General features: G+C 43.9%; 16 protein-coding genes and 1 pseudogene. 1 reads left to right on the forward strand and 16 read right to left on the reverse strand.

All coding sequences use genetic code 11. The features are described 5' to 3' along the window. Position 1 precedes the first annotated feature (1 nt). From RBB45_RS16515 to RBB45_RS16540, 6 genes and pseudogenes are all read right to left on the reverse strand, one after another. Positions 2-1,687, reverse strand: coding sequence for a methyl-accepting chemotaxis protein (locus RBB45_RS16515; RefSeq protein ID WP_306009972.1), 1,686 nt, complete (start codon positions 1,685-1,687; stop codon positions 2-4). 285 nt (positions 1,688-1,972) lie between these two features. Next, positions 1,973-2,776, reverse strand: coding sequence for a zinc-dependent metalloprotease (locus tag RBB45_RS16520; RefSeq protein ID WP_022543762.1), 804 nt, complete (start codon positions 2,774-2,776; stop codon positions 1,973-1,975). A 333-nt stretch (positions 2,777-3,109) separates the two neighbouring features. Beyond that, positions 3,110-3,464: pseudogene (locus RBB45_RS16525) on the reverse strand (SDR family oxidoreductase); the annotation flags it as partial. Positions 3,465-3,524: 60 nt separating this feature from the next. Then, positions 3,525-4,967, reverse strand: coding sequence for a YcdB/YcdC domain-containing protein (locus RBB45_RS16530; protein WP_224951773.1), 1,443 nt, complete (start codon positions 4,965-4,967; stop codon positions 3,525-3,527). Positions 4,968-5,088: 121 nt separating this feature from the next. Then, entirely contained in the window at positions 5,089-5,550 is a 462-nt protein-coding gene (locus tag RBB45_RS16535) for a FixH family protein (RefSeq protein WP_306009973.1), read from the reverse strand. 12 nt (positions 5,551-5,562) lie between these two features. Beyond that, entirely contained in the window at positions 5,563-6,897 is a 1,335-nt protein-coding gene (locus tag RBB45_RS16540) for a PepSY-associated TM helix domain-containing protein (protein WP_224951771.1), read from the reverse strand. A gap of 229 nt (positions 6,898-7,126) precedes the next feature. On the opposite strand from RBB45_RS16540, the gene RBB45_RS16545 reads away from it, so the two are divergent. After that, on the forward strand, positions 7,127-8,122 hold the full coding sequence (locus RBB45_RS16545) for a linear amide C-N hydrolase (RefSeq protein ID WP_224951770.1): 996 nt from the start codon (positions 7,127-7,129) through the stop codon (positions 8,120-8,122). A gap of 80 nt (positions 8,123-8,202) precedes the next feature. On the opposite strand, the gene RBB45_RS16550 is transcribed toward RBB45_RS16545, so the two are convergent. The 10 genes from RBB45_RS16550 to RBB45_RS16595 form a co-directional block, all read right to left on the reverse strand. Beyond that, positions 8,203-9,408, reverse strand: coding sequence for a YecA family protein (locus RBB45_RS16550; protein WP_094767339.1), 1,206 nt, complete (start codon positions 9,406-9,408; stop codon positions 8,203-8,205). A gap of 649 nt (positions 9,409-10,057) precedes the next feature. Then, entirely contained in the window at positions 10,058-10,633 is a 576-nt protein-coding gene (locus tag RBB45_RS16555; RefSeq protein ID WP_306009974.1) for a class I SAM-dependent methyltransferase, read from the reverse strand. Positions 10,634-10,656: 23 nt separating this feature from the next. Next, the gene (locus RBB45_RS16560; RefSeq protein WP_224951768.1) at positions 10,657-11,568 is read right to left on the reverse strand and encodes an NAD(P)/FAD-dependent oxidoreductase; all 912 of its coding nucleotides are present in this window, start codon (positions 11,566-11,568) and stop codon (positions 10,657-10,659) included. A 34-nt stretch (positions 11,569-11,602) separates the two neighbouring features. Beyond that, positions 11,603-12,004 carry an Rrf2 family transcriptional regulator gene (locus tag RBB45_RS16565; protein WP_009791002.1) on the reverse strand — a complete coding sequence of 134 codons (402 nt, stop codon included), beginning with the start codon at positions 12,002-12,004 and terminating at the stop codon, positions 11,603-11,605. A 353-nt stretch (positions 12,005-12,357) separates the two neighbouring features. Next, positions 12,358-12,843: a CBO0543 family protein gene (locus tag RBB45_RS16570; RefSeq protein WP_306009975.1), complete on the reverse strand. Its 486-nt coding sequence runs from the start codon at positions 12,841-12,843 to the stop codon at positions 12,358-12,360. A gap of 120 nt (positions 12,844-12,963) precedes the next feature. Further along, positions 12,964-14,094, reverse strand: a complete 1,131-nt coding sequence (locus RBB45_RS16575) for a sensor histidine kinase (protein ID WP_224951764.1) — start codon at positions 14,092-14,094, stop codon at positions 12,964-12,966. Next, positions 14,084-14,767 (reverse strand): response regulator transcription factor, encoded by a 684-nt coding sequence (locus tag RBB45_RS16580; RefSeq protein WP_306009976.1) that lies wholly within the window; start codon positions 14,765-14,767, stop codon positions 14,084-14,086. The genes RBB45_RS16575 and RBB45_RS16580 overlap by 11 nt, the downstream gene beginning before the upstream one ends. Then, positions 14,745-15,347 carry a VanZ family protein gene (locus tag RBB45_RS16585; RefSeq protein WP_224951762.1) on the reverse strand — a complete coding sequence of 201 codons (603 nt, stop codon included), beginning with the start codon at positions 15,345-15,347 and terminating at the stop codon, positions 14,745-14,747. The genes RBB45_RS16580 and RBB45_RS16585 overlap by 23 nt, the downstream gene beginning before the upstream one ends. Before the next feature lie 217 nt (positions 15,348-15,564). Further along, entirely contained in the window at positions 15,565-16,029 is a 465-nt protein-coding gene (locus RBB45_RS16590) for an NUDIX hydrolase (RefSeq protein ID WP_187445454.1), read from the reverse strand. Positions 16,030-16,129: 100 nt separating this feature from the next. Beyond that, positions 16,130-17,719 (reverse strand): malate:quinone oxidoreductase, encoded by a 1,590-nt coding sequence (locus RBB45_RS16595; RefSeq protein ID WP_263625680.1) that lies wholly within the window; start codon positions 17,717-17,719, stop codon positions 16,130-16,132. Positions 17,720-17,852 lie beyond the last annotated feature (133 nt).

Below are 17,852 nucleotides of genomic sequence, written 5' to 3' on the forward strand. Positions count from 1 at the left end.
ATTATGCTTTAAATCGTGAAATCATTTCCTGCAATTCCTCTGCCAATCGGGCAAGGGATTGTGTTGCATTTGATGCGTCTTCTGAATAAGCAAGCTGCTGCTGGCTTGCAGCTGCTGCGTTTTCAGAGCTTTCAAGCGTCTCTTGGGAGCCTGCCGCTATTCCTTCAATTGTATCGTGGACTCCTTCAAACTCGTCCGTCAAATACCTGGTGGCTGCAGCCGCCTCTTGAATTTGAGAGGTTACCTGCTCAATCTGCGCAAGAATCCTATTAAAATTAGAGACTGTTTCTTCCGAGAGGCTGATGCCTGCAGAGACATTTTCTTTTACCAGACGGATATCCCGAACCGTCCCGCTTGACTCGGCTTGAATCTTTGCCACCAGCTTATGGATCTGCTCGGCCGAAGCATTGGTCTCATCTGCCAGCTTTCTGACTTCTTCGGCAACGACCGCAAAACCTTTTCCTTGCTCGCCAGCCCTTGCCGCTTCAATCGCTGCATTAAGGGCTAAAAGGTTCGTCTGCCCCGAGATATCAGCAATCAGCGAGGAAATCTTTTGTATCTCCCCGGCGCTAGAAACCAGTGAAGATACCCCTTCCCCAGCCCGATCGACTGACTGGCTGATGGAGTTCATTTGCGATAGCATTTCTTTGACGGAAGAAGCCCCATCCTCCGCCTGCTCCCTTACTTCTGATGAAACCTCTGCTGCTTTATCTGTATTGGCAGCTACAGTTTTCAGGCCGCCAAGGGAATCTGCTACAGATTTTAGGCTGCTGGCAGTCATTTCCGTTTGTCTATGGTTATGAGTGGATATAGTCTGCATTGTTTCTGCTATATGCCCTGACGCCGCTTTTGACTGCTCCGCACTTGCAGAGAGCTCTTCAGATGCAGCAGCCACTTGTTCAGAGGACGAGCCTATGTGGGTAATCATCCCTCTAAGCGAACCTACAAAAGCATTAAAAGAGTGGGCAAGCTGGCCGAATTCATTCTTGCCCTTTACATCCACCGATTGTGTTAAGTCGGCATCTCCTGATGCAATATTATTTAATTGCCTGTTGAGTGCCCCTAATGGAATGAGTATGGACCGGAGCAGCATGAAGCTTAAAATGCCGCCTGCCACCGATGCTGCAACTGCCAGGAAGATAAGGATATCCTTACTTCCCTCAGAATTTTCTTCTTTAATTTTATTAATCTGTTCAAGTTCTTTATTCAGCACAGAAACAAGTTCATTCACAGCCGGGTCGAGCACATCCTTTCTGAGCATGCGTTCTTCTCCGAAATGAAGGTCCCTGGCTGCCTCCGGATCAGTCTCATAAAGCCCAATGACTTTTTGATTGATATCCCAAAACAGGTTGAAGCTGGACTCCATTTTCTCGACCTGCTCAAGATTCTTTTTTTCAAGCGCTTTGCCCTCTGCCTGCCTGATCAGGGACTGGACATCCTCAGCCTTCTCATTCATACTCACTGCATACTGCTTATCGCCCGTCATAATCAAAGCTCTTTCATCGTTTGAAATCCCGGCGAGGCGGTATTGGATTTTTATGATATCTTTTTGAAAATCCATTTTATCCTGAAGCAGGTCAGTTCTTTTTACCTGTGCGTTAATTACATAGATTGAAAAACTGCCAAGCAGGATAATTGACCCTACCAGGATTGAAATAGTTGTGATTAACCGCGTTTTAATTTTCACTAGTTTCCTCCAAATACATTATATTAAGGATAATTTCTTAACCTTAATATCGTCATTGGAACAAGGTTTTTTAGAGTGAACAGCCAAATAAAAACAAGGATATATTTGGAAATAAAAAATATAATCAGTATAAAACGCATCTTTAAAACTATTTTAAAATAATTTAATGCAACTCTTTTCTGAACCCCGTCAATCCCCGCCACTAATGCTCTTTTTCCTTTCAGGAAGGATCCAATTCATTCTCCCGAAAAATAAAAGCTCCCCCTAATTGGAGGAGCAAGTCTGCTAATTCCCGTACCAATATTTATTCGCTGCAATCTGTGAATTATGCTGGGAGTGCCAGTAGTCGACGGAATAAGAATAGTCGTAGTTCATGATGCAGCGTATCCCGCTTCCCTGTGCATCATGCCCGAGGCCAAAATTATGGGAGAATTCATGCTGTGCCGCTTTGGCAGTATTGGCTGTCCCTTGGTCCAGGTTCACACTGATCGCGCTGCCAGATGGAGCTGCCTGGTACACATAGGCGATTCCACCCGCATCAAATGCAGCATCTCTAGTAAAACCGGCAACGAAATCATAGCCTCTTCCATCCCAGTCCCTTTGAAGGTCGCTGAGGATCTGCGAGCTGTTTGATCCCTGCGAGCTCCAGCTTGCGACCGCCTGGACAACAAAATCAACGCCGTGGTCCCTATTAAAAGCATTATCCGCGGTTTCTATAATATTTTGGATCCGGGTCTGCCAATCGCTATAGGCGCTCCGGTATTCTTCATCTGCCACCGCAAGGACCGTCACTTTCCTGGCTCCCGTATCCTGAGGTGAGGCCTTTCCGTTCTGTGTATTTTTGTTAGACTTCATAATACCAGTCACAGTCCCCTTTTCATTGAGGATGCTGACTGAAGTATCTCTTTCAACAACGGCTTCATCTTCAAGATCCTTGAAATCCGCTGCTTTCGGCAAGGAATCGCCCATGTATTGTAAGGCGTCTGTCGGATGCTCATGATGGTGCTCCCCGGAACCGGCATAAGCACTAGAGCTGATTACAAGGGTGCTGAGCAATGATAATGATAAGACCTTCAACTGTTTTTTCATAGATATACCTCCTTGAATTTTAATACAAAGGAGATATTCTTCTATTTCTTCCAGTTTCCTCTCATTATTGAATTGGGAAATCAATGATAGGACAATGGAAAGAATACCTGCAGTTTTATAGTAGAAAGAATCGGTTTCTAAAAAAAGAGAAACAAAAAAATATTAGGATTTTACTAATTTTATGAAAGGTGTCATTAAAAAGTTGGGAAAACTCCTTTTTTTGAGGCTTTTTTGGTCAAAGATAAATTACTTGAGAATAAGAAGGAGGACTTTTTCACTGAAATAAAAATTGGCCTCCGGAAGGAAGAAATTCTTCCTCCAAAGACCTCTTCCTTAAAATGCCGTCCACCCGGCATCACCAGTATTGACAGTCCTATTCACAAAGCTGGAATCTTCCCATGTCAGGAACAGAGCAATTTGAGCCATTTCATCAGGCTTGCCTACACGCGGATTGACAGCCAATCCGGGATAAATCCGGCTCATTCCGAACGGACTGACATTGGTCATGGAGCTGCTGATATTGGTTTCAACGCTGCCCGGTGCAACCGCATTGCAGCGGATGCCTTCATTCGCATACATAATGCCTGTATTTTTTGTGATGCCAATGACTGCATGCAGTATAGGCTGCAATTTCCCACAGGCCGCCTGCTGAGGCTACATTGATGATGACGCCTGACTTTTTCTCCAAGAGACCTTATATGGCTTTAACAGGTTTGTTTTTTGATGGCGGAGAAATGAAAACCTTCCCTTAATCCAGAAACAATGCATCACCGACATCCACATACATTGCTTTCCCTGTAACAGCATCTATTGAACGGATATGGCCCACTGTTTCTGGGAATGAAGGCGTGTAAGAGAGGGAATAGACAGATTTCCCGGTTTCATCATAATCCCTCGTGAACATCTTTTCCATCTTGACAAATTCTCGGTATATATCTTTTGCTTCCTGAAGGCTGATGGCAGGTTCGGCCGGCAAATGCCTATATAGCTCATCAGGCAGACTATCAAGATGAAAATGAGTGACTTTCCCGGAAAACTTCCCGACTTCAATTACCGTCGCATGCTGCCCCGCCCTAATTCCCTTGTAATACAGGTGAAAATAAAAGGTGTAGGCAGGCTCCTGTTCAATAAAATCCTTATCCCGGCCATCCAGGTCTGTTTCTTCTCTCTCTTCTTCAAGGTTCTCCGGCTGATCCTCTTCCTCGTCTATGTTAACCTCCAGCCGGAATCTTTCATGGGCATCAGGATACAGCTTGAACATAAGCTCAACTGCCTTTTTCCTGGCAGCTTCCTGCCCGATCTCTTCCCCGCCGCCGGCATGCAGCTCCCCGCTTACAGCACTCAGAAGCATACCAGACATTTGTTCAAAGGATAGCTTCAGAACATGGTGATCTGCCTCTTCCATTTCAAAAGAATACGACCCGGCATCTTCCTTAGTCCAAACCTCGACCTTCTTGCCTTCATTCTCCCTTGTTTCCATGAGCTTGTAATCCTGGTTAATCCCGAACAAACCATAAATGGTTTCATTACTGTGCTCAACACTAGAGATCGCCATATCAGCAGCAGGCTCCGCCCAGATGGGATTATAATCAGATCCATCAATCGGGAGCTCCGTGAACGGCTCAATAATCTCATAGGCAAGATGGTATAGATGATCCCCATTCTTGAAAATCTCTTTGTCAAAATGCGCAATACAAAGCTCAAATTTTACTCCCTGGAGATATTTCTCCAATGCCTCTTTCTCGGAAACTGCTTCTTCTGAGTACTTGACTTCATACTCCTCCCCGCTGCAGTGAAAACGCATCACCTGGCCGGCAGTCGAAACGGAAACAGTAAATCCTGTACTATGTAAAAATAACCCGTACTTTTCATCTCTTTTTTCATAAACAGCCCAATAAGGATTTCCCAGATCGAGGACTGCAGAAAGCTCAAACTCCTTCTGATCCTGATAAATGGCTCCAATGAACCCTTCTGCAATATCTGCAATCTCTTCTTTGGAAAGATTCCCTGCACGAGGTTCCCCCTCTATTTCAAAATGGATAAGCTTGCCGTTTTCACCCAGTGAATAGCTCCCAATTATTTCTGAAGTAGCTGAATCCAGAAGATCATAAATCTGTTCCTCATTTTCCGCCAACCTATTGATTATGCCCGGCGGAACAAATGTCAGCAGTTTTTCCCATACTTCACTCACCCTTAACCCACCTTTCACGCTATTTATCTTCAAATATCATACCATCTAATAACCTTCAAAAATGTGGCAGAATAGGAAAAAGACCCATTGGATTTGTCAATGGATCCTGCTATTTTACACCTTAATGATGTCCCTCATGACTGCCGGAAGGCGCCTCTCCTTCCTTCATCAGCTCCTCCAGCTCGGCTTCGGTAAGCTCCCCGACAACAAATTGCTTTTGCGGCATGATGAGCGAGCCGGCGCTGCTGGCATGCACTTTAATTATATAGACGCCATCCTGTTCAAACTTTTTGGTAAGCTGATAAACACCTTCTCCTTCATCAGCAGCTTCTTCCATTGGAAAATGAACGCTGCCGTCCCGCTTCCAGATTTCAAAATGGACATAATCTGCACCTGCCACTTTTTCTCCGTTCTGTGTAAGCACTGCCCGGATTGGCACATCTTCACCTGCAGCAAATGAGTCAGGGAGCATGATTTCTGCCTGAAGCGGCTGCTCTATTTTATATAATTCCTCCGCATTATCATCAAGGGAGCAGCCGCCAAGCAGCACTCCCATTACGATTAAAAATAAAACTCTTTTCACAATAAGACTCCCTTATGCATTCATGAATTTTTTGACAGCTGGAATCCGCCTGATGATGAGCCAGTCCACAAGCCAGACCGCAATGAGCGACAGGCCGACAAGCGGAAAAATGATCCCCAGTGCAATCAATATAAGCAGGAACATCTTCATTTTTAATGCTGAAGGACCTGCAGGGGCGCCCATCCCTTTTTTCGGCTTCCGCTTCAGCCAGAGATACAGTCCGCTAGCGGCGACAAGAATGATGCCAAGACAAATGAACAGGCTCATCAGCTGATTGATCAGTCCAAACTGGGTGCCTTTATGGAGGGTGATCCCCCAGGCTACCAGCTTCCCGATAAAGCCGTAATTGTCATAACGGTAATCGGCAAGCACTGCACCAGAATACTGATCCAGATGGATGGTGGCTTCATCCTGGGCCTTTGCCGGAAATGCAGAGAGTGTAAAAACGCCTTCCTTCGTTGAAGGGAAAATGATTGTATAGCCCGGATCGATGCCTTCATACTGGGCAATCGTGACTGCATCATTGATGGAAAGCGGGATAAAGCCTTCCACTTCCGATTTTGGGACCTCGAGGTTCTCGGCTGCCCAAGGTACTTCTGCAATGTCTTTTGTCAATATTTCCGATTCAGGAGCACTCCCGGTCCAGACGGAAGGCGGGTATCCTTCCCCTGTGTTCGTGGCCCAGTTCTGGAAGTTCACTCCCCAGAAGCCTGACCAGGGCAGGCCGGTCATGATTAAGAAAAGCATTCCTGCTGTCACCCAAAATGCAGGCACAGCGTGCAGATCTCTTCTGAAAACTCTTTTTCCCTTATTCAAACGGGGTAGCAGCACGCCTGCCAGCCCTTTTGTTTTCCTCGGAAACCATAAATATAGGCCCGTAACAATCAGGACAACCGCCCAGCAGGCAGCCAATTCGACAACCCGGTCGCCAAGGGTTCCTGCCATCAATTCTCCATGGATTTCCTCAATTTTATCCATGATCCGGTCCTCATTGTTCAATGTTCCCAATGACTTTCCTGTATAAGGATCAATAAATACGGTAAGTGACTCTTCCCCATTCATGATGCTTACTTCACTGGAACGGGGGTCTCCCTCTCCAGGCCGGTATTTCGATATAAAAGCATCAGGATACAGCCTCTTAACTTCTTCAAGCTGTTCTGAAGGAAGAATGCGATCCCCCTGCGGCTGGACTTCATAATATTCCTTGTAGATCACCTGTTCAATCTGCGGCTTGAACAGGTAGACCGATCCTGTCACTGCCAGAATGATCAGGAACGGTGCAAAAATAATGCCGGCATAAAAATGCCATCGCCAAACCGTTTTATAGAGGGAGCCCTCCGGTTTCATTTTTTTCTCCATAGAAGCTGTATTCCTTTCATCTTGAAAATCTCTTAATCTGCTGCTCGAAAAATACTATAAAGGGCAAATGTGAGGGATGAATGAAGTTTTTGCAGTGAAAGAACTAAATTGGCCAATGAAATGTGAACATTTCCGCCTTTTGCCTGCTGAATTGGTACAAGCAGTTTTTAAAAGAGCGAATAACATATTCATAAGACATTGATTTAGGAGAGATAGCATGTGCACGAATATATCATTTCCACGGTCAGGAAAAAATTGCCCTCTGATTTCAGGCAGGACCTGGGATTGGGCTGAACGGTATCCCACAAAGGTAACCTTTGTCCCCAGAGGCCAATCTTTTCCTGCGATAGAAAGGCCTGAAGAAATAAAATGGGAAAACGAGCTTGCTTTTGTCGGGGTGAGCTATCAGCCTGCCGATGGCCGGATAGTCATATTTTATGATGGAATAAATGAGGCTGGCCTTTCAGCTTCAGGTTTATCGCTATTTTGCAGTGAATATCCAGAGCCGGAACCCGGCAAACAGCTGCTTTATAATAACAATCTGGTTTCCTATGTACTAAGCAGCTTCAGAACAGTAGAAGAAGCTGAAATCGGACTGTCACAGCTAAGCATCACAAGAGCAGTCCCTGATGTATCAAGAAACCTTCACTATATCATCAGTGACGCTTCAGGCAGCCATTTAGTTGTCGAATTTATTGATGGAAAAATGAAAACCTATACAACAAGTCTGGGCGTTTTGACGAATGACCCTCCGTATGAGTGGCATCTTGCCAATTTAAGTTTATATGAGCAACTGAGTCTGACGGATAAGCAGAATTCTCTCTGCGGCGTCGAACTGGGCGGAAGCGGCCAGCTTGGAATCCCGGGTGACCCTACCCCGCAATCCCGTTTTGTCCGGGCAGAATTCTTCAGCAAAACGAGGTTTTATCCAAGGAATATCCAGCAGAGTATTGGAGAAGCCAGGCAAATCTTACAGACTTTATCAGTACCAGCAGGGACTGTTTACCTGAGAGAATATCCCGGCATCTACAGCTGGACCCAATGGAGTGTGATACGAGACCATACGAACAGAAGCTATTATTTTTACACAGATTTCAACAGTAATCTATATGCTATCCATTTAAACGAGCTGGACCTGAATTCACAAGAGCTAAAACAGATTGATATCCGCCAGCCCGACTGGCATCAGGACCTTTCAGGGAAGCTCTGCTGATTTTTCGTTATGAAAAAAAGAGGCAGCCCCTGCTGTGAAAAAATCAGTCCAGGGCAGCCTCTTCATTTATGTTGATAGAGTTATATTGATCTGCCGCAGCATTTTTTGTACTTTTTCCCGCTTCCGCAAGGACAGGGGTCATTTCTGCCCACTTTTGCGTCGGCATTAGTGTCTTTATCGGCAGCCGGCAGCGGCTTTAACTGCTTTTTCTCCATGCTGCTAAGCTCCAGGGAGGTATAGCCTTTGAGGAACCATTCCCTTGTGCTGTTCATCAGTTCCACCACTATGTCCATCAGTGCCTGCAGTTTCTCAACACTGTCGAACTTAAACATGCTTGTTAAGTATTTCATCAGATCTTCAGGTGTATCGCCTACCCTTGTAGCAAAAACACACTCTTCGGCGACCTGGTCTGCATCTTCCTTCGAGATTTCGAAGTGCTGCGCCAGGAATTGGACGAGCTGCATATAGCTTTTATTTCTTTCCACAAAAGCAGGCTCACCAGCGGCCAGCAGCTGCTGTTTGGTAAAAGGATAGTATGATAGGCTCTTCCTTGCCTGATGCTCCTGGATCACTCGTTTAGCATCAAACACCCTTTTATTAGAATAGCCATCTTTGCTGCTCTGGAATTCTGTGCGATAGGAGTTGGCTTCGTCAATAATGCTCTTATAATCTTTGAACTGTATAGGATGTTTTAAGTATTTTTCGAGGAACTCTTTAAGCTGTAGAGCTGACAGTGTTCCGTAATAATACAGAAGCCCGCCTGTAAGCCTGATCCATTCTGTGTTTTTGCTGACGGCAGATCTGATATGTATATGGTTTTTTAATTCCGTTACTTTTTCAACCAATTCATGTGGCAAAGCAAGTACCGGCTCACCTTTAATAACGCCGCTGTAAATAAGGCCGGTTCCGCGGAAGTATTCAATCTGCTGCGCCTCAAGATCTGGAGCTGGCATCATTCCGCCTCTTTCGGCAATATCCAGCAGCAGTTGAAATCTTTCGCTGTCCCAGCTAAGAGGAATGCTTTCAAGGCTTTCAGCAATTTTCTCCTCGAGCAGGATAATCAGCTCAGCCTTTTTCAGGCTGCTCGCATTTTTTATGGACAGATTTCTTCTTATTTGATCAAGTTCACCCTTCGTGAAACTGCTCAGCCCTTTATTCAGTGTAAAAGGAACGCTGAGTTCACTCCAATGCTTCTTGAATTGTTTGATATCCTGGCTTTTCTTCAAATCTTTCAATCCGTCCAGGATATTATTTTTCTGTTTTTCAAGTACTGCATTTCCGCTCATGTATATGTACTCCTTTCTCTCTTATTCATTCACAATCAATCATCGATTTTTCATTCATGAATACATGTACATTTCCAATCTACTATTATACACATAAGAGCCGGCAGGGATAAAATGAATCAAAATAGAAAATAGTCCGTCAATAAGGATATTCCTTGATTTAGAGGGATATCAGGGATCATGCTGTCAAAAATTAACGTCTCGTATAGGCGGTAAGTAGAGAACGGTCCTCTTGTACCTGAATAAGGGAATCAGTGACAGGCTGAAAAAATAAGAGGAGAAACTCCCCCTATTTTCAAAAGAACTCTAAAAATAGCCAAAATAGACGGAGAAATTCCGGCTATCGACTCAAATAACAGGAAAATAGGTGACTTCGCTCCTCTTAACCGGAATTTCTCCGCTTATTTACACCCACTCGTGCCATATTCAGCAGCCTAACCGGAAAATCTCCGCTTATTTTAAGGCTTGCTGTTTTGGGTCGGTCTTCCATAACTTCTCTCCCAGGTTTGATGTATATGACATACTGACTTGCCGTGTTTGTGACATAAGAAAAAGGGTCTCCCCTCTATTTAAGGAAAGACCACATAACTTTTTAAATTAAATACTTTAAAGACACTTAATATCCTTAATTAGATAAAAAAATATCTGGTTATTCCGTTTTCTGTGCCATTAGCATGTATAGAGATGCTGCTGGAAAGGATTTCTCAGTTACTTTAAATCCTGCTTCTATCATTTCACGCTCCATTCCTTCCATGGAAATTCTCGGCGCTTTCCCAGAACTTTTCTTTGGTTCAAGTTCCAGACATATTAGATAACCTTCTTTTTTCAGTACATTTTTCATTTGCTGCAATAGCGGTGCAAGCGGCTCAATTTCATGCAGGACCAGAGAAGCGATAATGATATCAATAGAACTGTCTTTTAAAGGAAGTGCCTCCATACTCCCCAGTACCGGGACAATATTTGTCACCTTTTCCTCCAAAGCTTTCTCACTTATGATTTCCAGCATAGCCGCGTCGATATCCAGCGCATATACGCTGCCCTTAATCCTTTTCGCTGCAGGGATGGAAAAATAACCGGTACCGGCGCCAAAATCCAGCATGCTATCATTTTCCTTTAAAGGAATCATGTTCAGTAATTGTTCGGGAGATAATACCTTTCTCCGCTCGGGGCTTTCCAAATATGATACTTTTCCTTTCTCGTGCTTGCCATGCGAGTGATGGAACATATAAATCCTCCTATTTTTGACTTCTATTTTTCCTGGCTGTATCTCTCTTCTATAAGAGCTGCATTCACAGCAATGGCAGCCATACTGCCTTCCGCTGCCGCAATGATTAACTGGGAAGCACCGGCAATTCGCGTATCCCCGCAGGCATACAGCCCTTCTGTGTTCGTGCGCTGCCAACTGTCAGTTGTAATCCCTCCCTGCTCATTCAGTGTGTAGCCGAGTGAATCAAAAGAAGCAGCCTGTTTCCATTCCGAGGCAATAAACCCTCCTTCACGAAGCACTGAAGTTCCATCTTCAAGCTGGATTTTTTCCAGCAGGCCCTCTTTTCCAATGAGTGAGGAAATCTTCTTTTCGTTAATACCGATGCCATTATTTTTGAGTAATGCTTTTTCTTCGAGCGAAAGGACTTTCCTGCCGTTCGTAAAAATAATTAAATCATTCGTCCAGTTAGACACAACTTTAGCCATATGAAACGCCGCCTGCTGCTCTTCAGCGATCACTGCCAGCGGCCGATCTCTTAATTCCCAGCCATCACAGTAAGGACAGCCGAACAGGCTCTTGCCATAGAACTCTTTCGCCTTTGGAATATCTGGAAGATTTTCCTTAAAGCCTGTGGCGATTATAATTTTTTTGGCCCTATATACTTCCGCGTTTTCTGTCTCTATTTGAAACAAATTGTTTTCTTTATTTATACGATGCACCCGCTGCCGTTCAAGCCTCACGTTCGGGTACTTGCTTAATTCTCCTTGAGCAATCTTTTTGAATTCCTGCGGATGTATACCATCCCTTGTGATAAACCCATGGGACTTAGAAGTTACCGCATTTCTCGGTTTGTTGTCATCAAAAAGGATCGTTTTACGTCTTGATCTTCCGAGCACTAAAGCAGCATTCAACCCAGCCGGGCCTCCGCCAATCACCGCGCAGTCTAATACCATTTTGTTCACTCCCTCAATGAATTTAGATATTTTCTTATTTCCGTTGTGATTCTGCCTCTTTAGCGATATCGATTAGAAGCTTTGATGCCAGTTCACTTTTCATATTTTCCTCTGCCTGTCTCATGACGTTCTCAATCAAGCAGCCTTCATGGTGAATGGAGCAATCGAATAAGCTAGTCTCCCCTTCAATCGCGTGGATGACATCCAAAAAGGATATTTCATGTTTTTTTCTGGAAATTTTATAGCCTCCCTTTGCACCAGGAGTTGATTCGATCAAGCCCGCTTTCGCAAGTTTGGTTAAAACCTTAGAAAGGTACGTCGGGGAAAGGTGCTGCATTTCTGCTAATTCCTGTACTCCCACTGTGCCCTCCCCAGGCTCCAGCATTAGATGGACCATCGTATGAAGAGCATAGTTTGTCGCGTTTGAATATTTCATAATAACCTCCTTGAACAAAAAAGATATTAAAGACTCTTAATATCTTTAATTAAGTCGAGTTTATCACTTGAGGTAAAGGAAGTCAACGAGATGTTTTTAAAAATCCTAAAATTTAACCTGGTCATATCTATAGTTGCCGGGCGCATTCTTTACTAACCTGCGTGCTAACCATACATAAATTACATAAAGTGTTGAAAAATATTAGAACTAACATTTTGAGGTGAAAGATATATGTCATTCAAGGAAGGACTGACCCAGTCAGAAAAAGCTTACAATCAATTTTTATTTTGAGGACTTTAAATATTCTTATAGTAAGGAATAAGAAGTGATAAGAAACAGTTTTAGCTAATAACTCATTCTTTTTCTTTTATCTTATCAAAGCTATCCAGTTTTATAATGCTGTGTGCGGCATAATAAAGAAAAAGAAAAATAAAAAAGTCATACAAAGTTGACCAATTTTTGGGGTTATAGAAGTCAATGGCATTGAAAAGATTCATCCCTCCAAATGCAGCAAGCGCAGAAAAAATTACACCTTTTAGAAACGAGTTCATATTTGGCTTAATCTGCAATGTAAACATAATACCTACAGGTGCTAAAGAAAAGTGATAGGGTAAAAATAAAAAAGGAGCTAATGGGATGATGACCATCGGATAAGACCAAAGCCCGGTTGATAAAGCAGCGAGGTCGATTGTTAGTGACAAAATGATCGTCAATAATCCGCCTAAAAGCAAACGTCCAGTGCTTTCCCTTTTTCTTAGTAAAAACCAAAGTATCCATGGGATTATAAAGAGTCCGATACCGACCCACCATTGCCAAGTAAATAGTAAATCCTCCAGCAAAATCTCCGCAAAAAGGGAATTGCAAGACCAAATCATAAGCGATTTGGTCTGTTAAGTAATATGGCCTTTCAAATTTTTCTCCCTACCAACTACTTTATACTGGCCGGGAGCTGAAATTAATTAGGTTCTTTGCCGTTCATCACTATATCCTCTTGGCAGTCTGATGATAAAAGCTGTCCTTCCCGGGCTGCTCTTTGCTTCAATTGTTCCTCCATGCAGCTCAATGATGCTCTTTGTTATAGCCAAACCAAGCCCGGACCCTCCAGTAAAATGCGATCTGGATTTTTCTACCCGGAAAAACCTCTCAAAAATATGAGGCAGTTCAGCCCCCGGGATGGCAGGCCCATAATTGGCAACCTGTATCTCGACATTATGGCCTGTGCCTCCAAGGATGATATCCAGATACTTTCCTTCTCTGCCATACCGGACAGCGTTTTGGATCAGGTTCTCAAAGACCCGGATCAGCTTCCCTCCATCCCCTAGTACAATAGGGGTTTCATCTCCTTCAAGGAACTGCCTCCACTCCATCCCGGCGCCCTCCAGCTGCACACGGGATTGAACCGCAAGCTGATTCATCAATTCCTCCAAATCGATCGGATGCTTTTCAGAGAGTGCCTGCTGGTTCTGCATGTATGTGTATTCGAAAATGTCTTCTATCAAGGAATGCAAACCTGCTGTCTTATCAGTGATGACTTGAATATAATGGCGCAGCTCCACCTCATCCTGATACCGGTCTTCATTGATTAAATTTAAATAGCCGATGATTGAAGTGAGCGGAGAGCGCAGATCATGGGCCACATTTGTCACCAGCTCATTTTTCAGCTGTTCTGCTTTTCTTACTTCTACAATAGCCTGCTCCGACTTAGTGAAGATCTCCTGAATCCCTTCAGCCAGCCTGCTGAATTCGCCATTGCCGGATAATACAGCTGAGCCCTTTTCAAAAGCCAGCTGCTGCACCTCTTCTGTCAGCTTTTTCACATAATAGCTGAGGTACCTTTTTCTTTCGTACAGGTAAAAAAGCAGCAGGAACCCTATCATGAGGATTGCATAAAAAACGAGAAGCACCAATGACCTTCCGTAAGATAAAAGGAACAGCAGGCTTTCAGCAAATCTCGAATTGTCCTCGATATACCAGACAGCCGGCAATAGGAGGGCGGCAACAGCCAGTGCAAGGAAGAAAGAGAGGATGATATAGATCGCAATCTTCCATTTTGGAATGAACCTGAGGATATGCTTAAGATTATCTTTCAATTTTATACCCCACTCCCCATACCGTGTGAATGATTTTTTCGCCTGGTAAAGCTGCTTCAAGCTTTTCGCGCAGATTGCTTATATGGACCATAACTGTCTTATTGGACCCTTCACCTGGTTCATTCCATACACTTTCAAATATTTCTTCAGAAGAAAAAACACGGCCCTGGTTTCTTGCCAGCAGATAAAGGATCTCAAACTCAATGGAAGTCAGTTTTATGCTATTTCCTTCCGCCAGCACATGATGCTTTTGTTTATCGATTGCAAGCGGGCCGATTTGCAGAACAGCATTGCCCTTTTCTGGCTGGGAGTAGTTTGCTCTCCTGAGAAGAGCCTTCACTCTTGCTGTGAGCTCAAGCGGATTAAATGGCTTACTCATATAGTCATCGGCACCAGTCATCAGACCCACGATTTTGTCCATATCCTCTACCTTTGCACTCACCATCAGAATAGGCACCTGGCTGCTCTTCCTCACCTGCGTGCAAAAAGACAGCCCGTCCATCTCAGGCATCATAATATCCAGAATGATCAAATCCGGCTGGCTTTTGCCGAAGCTGTTCAATGCCTCAACCCCATTGCCAGCTTTACTGACCTCATACCCTTCATTCTTTAAGTACACCTCAATCAGCTCAGTAATATGCTGATCATCATCAACAATCAATATTCTCGTCAATGACTGACTCTCCCTTCTTTTCATGCAGCTGAAACTGCTTCAGCAGACCGCCAATAAAATTTATCTTGAACAAGCTTTTCACTATGAAAAATCCAACTATTGCTCCTGCTGTATTTGCCAGCAGATCATTTACATCCGTGCTTCTGCCGCTTCCAAGCGTAACCCTGATCAGCAGCTGAACCAATTCAAAAGCAAGACTCAATGCAAAGCCAAACTTTGCAGCGTCTTTTAAGGAAACCATTCTCCTGTTCAGGAACGGAAGGTACATCCCGAATGGCACAAGCATAAGTACATTCAGCATAAAAGTCGTTATATCAATTGTCAGCACAGGTATAAAGTTCACAGTCTGATACCACTTTGTCTGATTCGCATACTTTCCTATATTCACCTCTATCGGGAAAAACACAAGATGGATCACGCAAAGCAAGTATATTCCAAATGACAATAAAACAACGTATTGAGCTATGGTCACCTTCCTTTCTTTACGCTTTCCCCAGACCGCCAGGACCAGAAGCCCCATTAAATAGAGCGGGCCAAGCACATACCATGATTCAATAGCGAACATAATCGATTTTTCCATTATCTTTCCTCCTAATCATTCTCTTAACAAAACTCAGTATAGGAGGAAATGTTAAAGAAATTTTAAAGAAAGAATTAAGGATGACTAAATTATTCAGGATTTAATGGGTCTGTCTGCGGATTGCTTGCACATATAGAAAAGCCCCGCAATTTTGCAGGGTTTTTAAAAATCAGATACTCCTTCAGTTGGATGCCTGTATACAGATTACTCTTTCATTTTAATCCAGTACAGGCGTCTTCTTCCCCTCCGCCCAATCTTGAATAAACTCTTTCTGCCTTGGATTTAAATTGCCTGGCAGGCCGTTCTTCTCAAAATACCGATGCTCCCTGCTTTCGTCTCCCGTTTGCTTTAAGGTCCCGCTGAAAGAGCTGGTTTTGAATATAATCTGGACACTGAATACCCTGTCTTTATTGGGATATTCAACAAAGCATTTTTCCCCTGAGTAAATCCCGAACAGCTCAAGCTCCTGAACCTCAAGTCCTGTTTCTTCAAAGGTTTCTCTTTTAGCTGTCTTCTCAAATGTTTCGCCCAGCTCCATCACTCCGCCGGGTATGCACCAATTATCTTCGTCTGTACGGTGCTGAAGGAGGATTTTTCCCTCGTTCTCAATGATCATGCCGCAGCCGACAGTGAACAGCGTTTCGTGTCCAATCCATTTTCGCATTGTTTTTATATAATCCATTTCCCTTCCCACTTTCCTTCTCATTTAAATAGAAAAAAGAACCTCTAATCTTATCATGATTAAAGGTTCTAGTTGATTTTGAAGTTGACATAATAATTTTCTAGGAAACCAGTTCTTTTTTCCTTAAGCCAAGTGTCTCGGCTGTTGAAGTCTGGATCTCATGGAAAAGTGCTGGATTGCTGGCCAGCGACACACCGAATGACGGAATCATTTCTTTGATTTTCGGCTGCCATTTCTGCATATGCTCAGGGAAGCATTTCTCTAGCACTTCAAGCATGACCTGTACGGCAGTTGATGCACCTGGAGATGCGCCGAGCAAGGCAGCAACCGAGCCATCAGAGGCACTTACAACCTCTGTACCAAATTGCAGCGTTCCTTTGCCGCCTGCTTCTGTGTCCTTGATGACCTGAACACGCTGGCCGGCAACTACTGTATCCCAATCACCGCTCTTGGCATTCGGGATGAACTCGCGCAGTTCCTGGATCCGCTTTTCATGCGACAGCAGTACCTGCTCGATCAAATACTTCGTCAAAGGGAATTCCTTCATTCCTGCTGCCAGCATGGTAAAGACATTATTCGGTTTAACAGAACCAATTAGATCGAAATTGGAACCAGTTTTCAGGAACTTAGGCGAGAATCCGGCAAAAGGCCCGAACAGCAGGGACTTCTTGTTATCAATATACCTTGTATCAAGATGCGGAACCGACATTGGCGGCGCTCCGACCTTTGCTTTCCCGTATACCTTGGCATGGTGCCTGGCAATGACCTCCGGGTTATTGCAGACAAGGAAAAGTCCGCTGACAGGGAAGCCGCCAATACGCTTCGACTCAGGAATCCCGGTTTTCTGCAGCAGCGGCAGACTGCCGCCCCCGCCACCGATGAACACGAACTTGGCAGTATGGTGTTCCACAGCACCGCTCTCAAGATTCTTTACCTTCACGTCCCACAAGCCCTGGCTGTTGCGCTTGATATCCTTTACCGTATGCTTGTAATTCATTTTTACATTTTGCTTTTTTAAATAGTCGAACAGCATCCTTGTCAAAGCACCGAAGTTCACATCAGTACCGGAATCAATTTTCGTGGCGGCGATCGGTTCGGTTGATTTCCGGTCCTCCATGATAAGAGGAATCCATTCCTTCAATTTCCTTGGATCACTTGAGAATTCCATGCCCTGAAACAGCGGGACACCTGAAAGCGCTTTAAATCGTTTTTGCAGGAATTCTACATTTTTCTCACCTTCCACAAGGCTCATATGCGGTATAGGCATGATGAATTCCTGAGGATTGTGGATAAGGTCCTTTTTGACTAAATAAGACCAAAACTGGCGCGACAGCTGGAATTGTTCGTTAATATTAATCGCTTTCTTTATATCGATAGAGCCATCCGGCTTCTCTGGCGTATAATTCAGCTCGCACAAGGCAGCATGGCCTGTACCCGCATTATTCCACTCATTCGAGCTTTCTTCCCCTGCACCCGCAAGCTTCTCAAAAACCTTGATCTCCCACTCAGGAGCAAGCTCCTTCAGAAAAGAACCCAATGTTGCGCTCATGATCCCGGCACCAATTAAGATTACGTCTGTTGCTTTCTGTACGCTGCTCATAATACGTTCTTTGCCTCCTATATGTGAAAAAAGATTGTGCGCTATTTCACCTAGAAATTCACTTTTCCGTTTCAAATAAAACCCTTTCATATTCTATTATAATGATTTATTGGGTAATTTATCTACTATTATCTGATAATTATATATTATTTTTCGTTTGGAAAAAAGTGCAAAGGTTCACTTTATACTGGAAAAATCAAAAATTCTGTACTTTTATCATTAT

This window comes from Bacillus sp. MMSF_3328, from assembly GCF_030733525.1.
Classification (GTDB): domain Bacteria; phylum Bacillota; class Bacilli; order Bacillales; family Cytobacillaceae; genus Bacillus_AB; species Bacillus_AB infantis.

Bases quoted from the DNA above. Each gene is read 5' to 3' on its own strand.
- RBB45_RS16595 (WP_263625680.1), bottom strand. From the start codon at position 17,719: ATGAAAGGGTTTTATTTGAAACGGAAAAGTGAATTTCTAGGTGAAATA.
- RBB45_RS16555 (WP_306009974.1), bottom strand. From the start codon at position 10,633: ATGTTCCATCACTCGCATGGCAAGCACGAGAAAGGAAAAGTATCATAT.
- RBB45_RS16590 (WP_187445454.1), bottom strand. From the start codon at position 16,029: ATGGATTATATAAAAACAATGCGAAAATGGATTGGACACGAAACGCTG.
- RBB45_RS16545 (WP_224951770.1), top strand. From the start codon at position 7,127: ATGTGCACGAATATATCATTTCCACGGTCAGGAAAAAATTGCCCTCTG.
- RBB45_RS16585 (WP_224951762.1), bottom strand. From the start codon at position 15,347: ATGGAAAAATCGATTATGTTCGCTATTGAATCATGGTATGTGCTTGGC.
- RBB45_RS16540 (WP_224951771.1), bottom strand. From the start codon at position 6,897: ATGAAACCGGAGGGCTCCCTCTATAAAACGGTTTGGCGATGGCATTTT.
- RBB45_RS16565 (WP_009791002.1), bottom strand. From the start codon at position 12,004: ATGAAATATTCAAACGCGACAAACTATGCTCTTCATACGATGGTCCAT.
- RBB45_RS16520 (WP_022543762.1), bottom strand. From the start codon at position 2,776: ATGAAAAAACAGTTGAAGGTCTTATCATTATCATTGCTCAGCACCCTT.
- RBB45_RS16560 (WP_224951768.1), bottom strand. From the start codon at position 11,568: ATGGTATTAGACTGCGCGGTGATTGGCGGAGGCCCGGCTGGGTTGAAT.
- RBB45_RS16550 (WP_094767339.1), bottom strand. From the start codon at position 9,408: ATGAGCGGAAATGCAGTACTTGAAAAACAGAAAAATAATATCCTGGAC.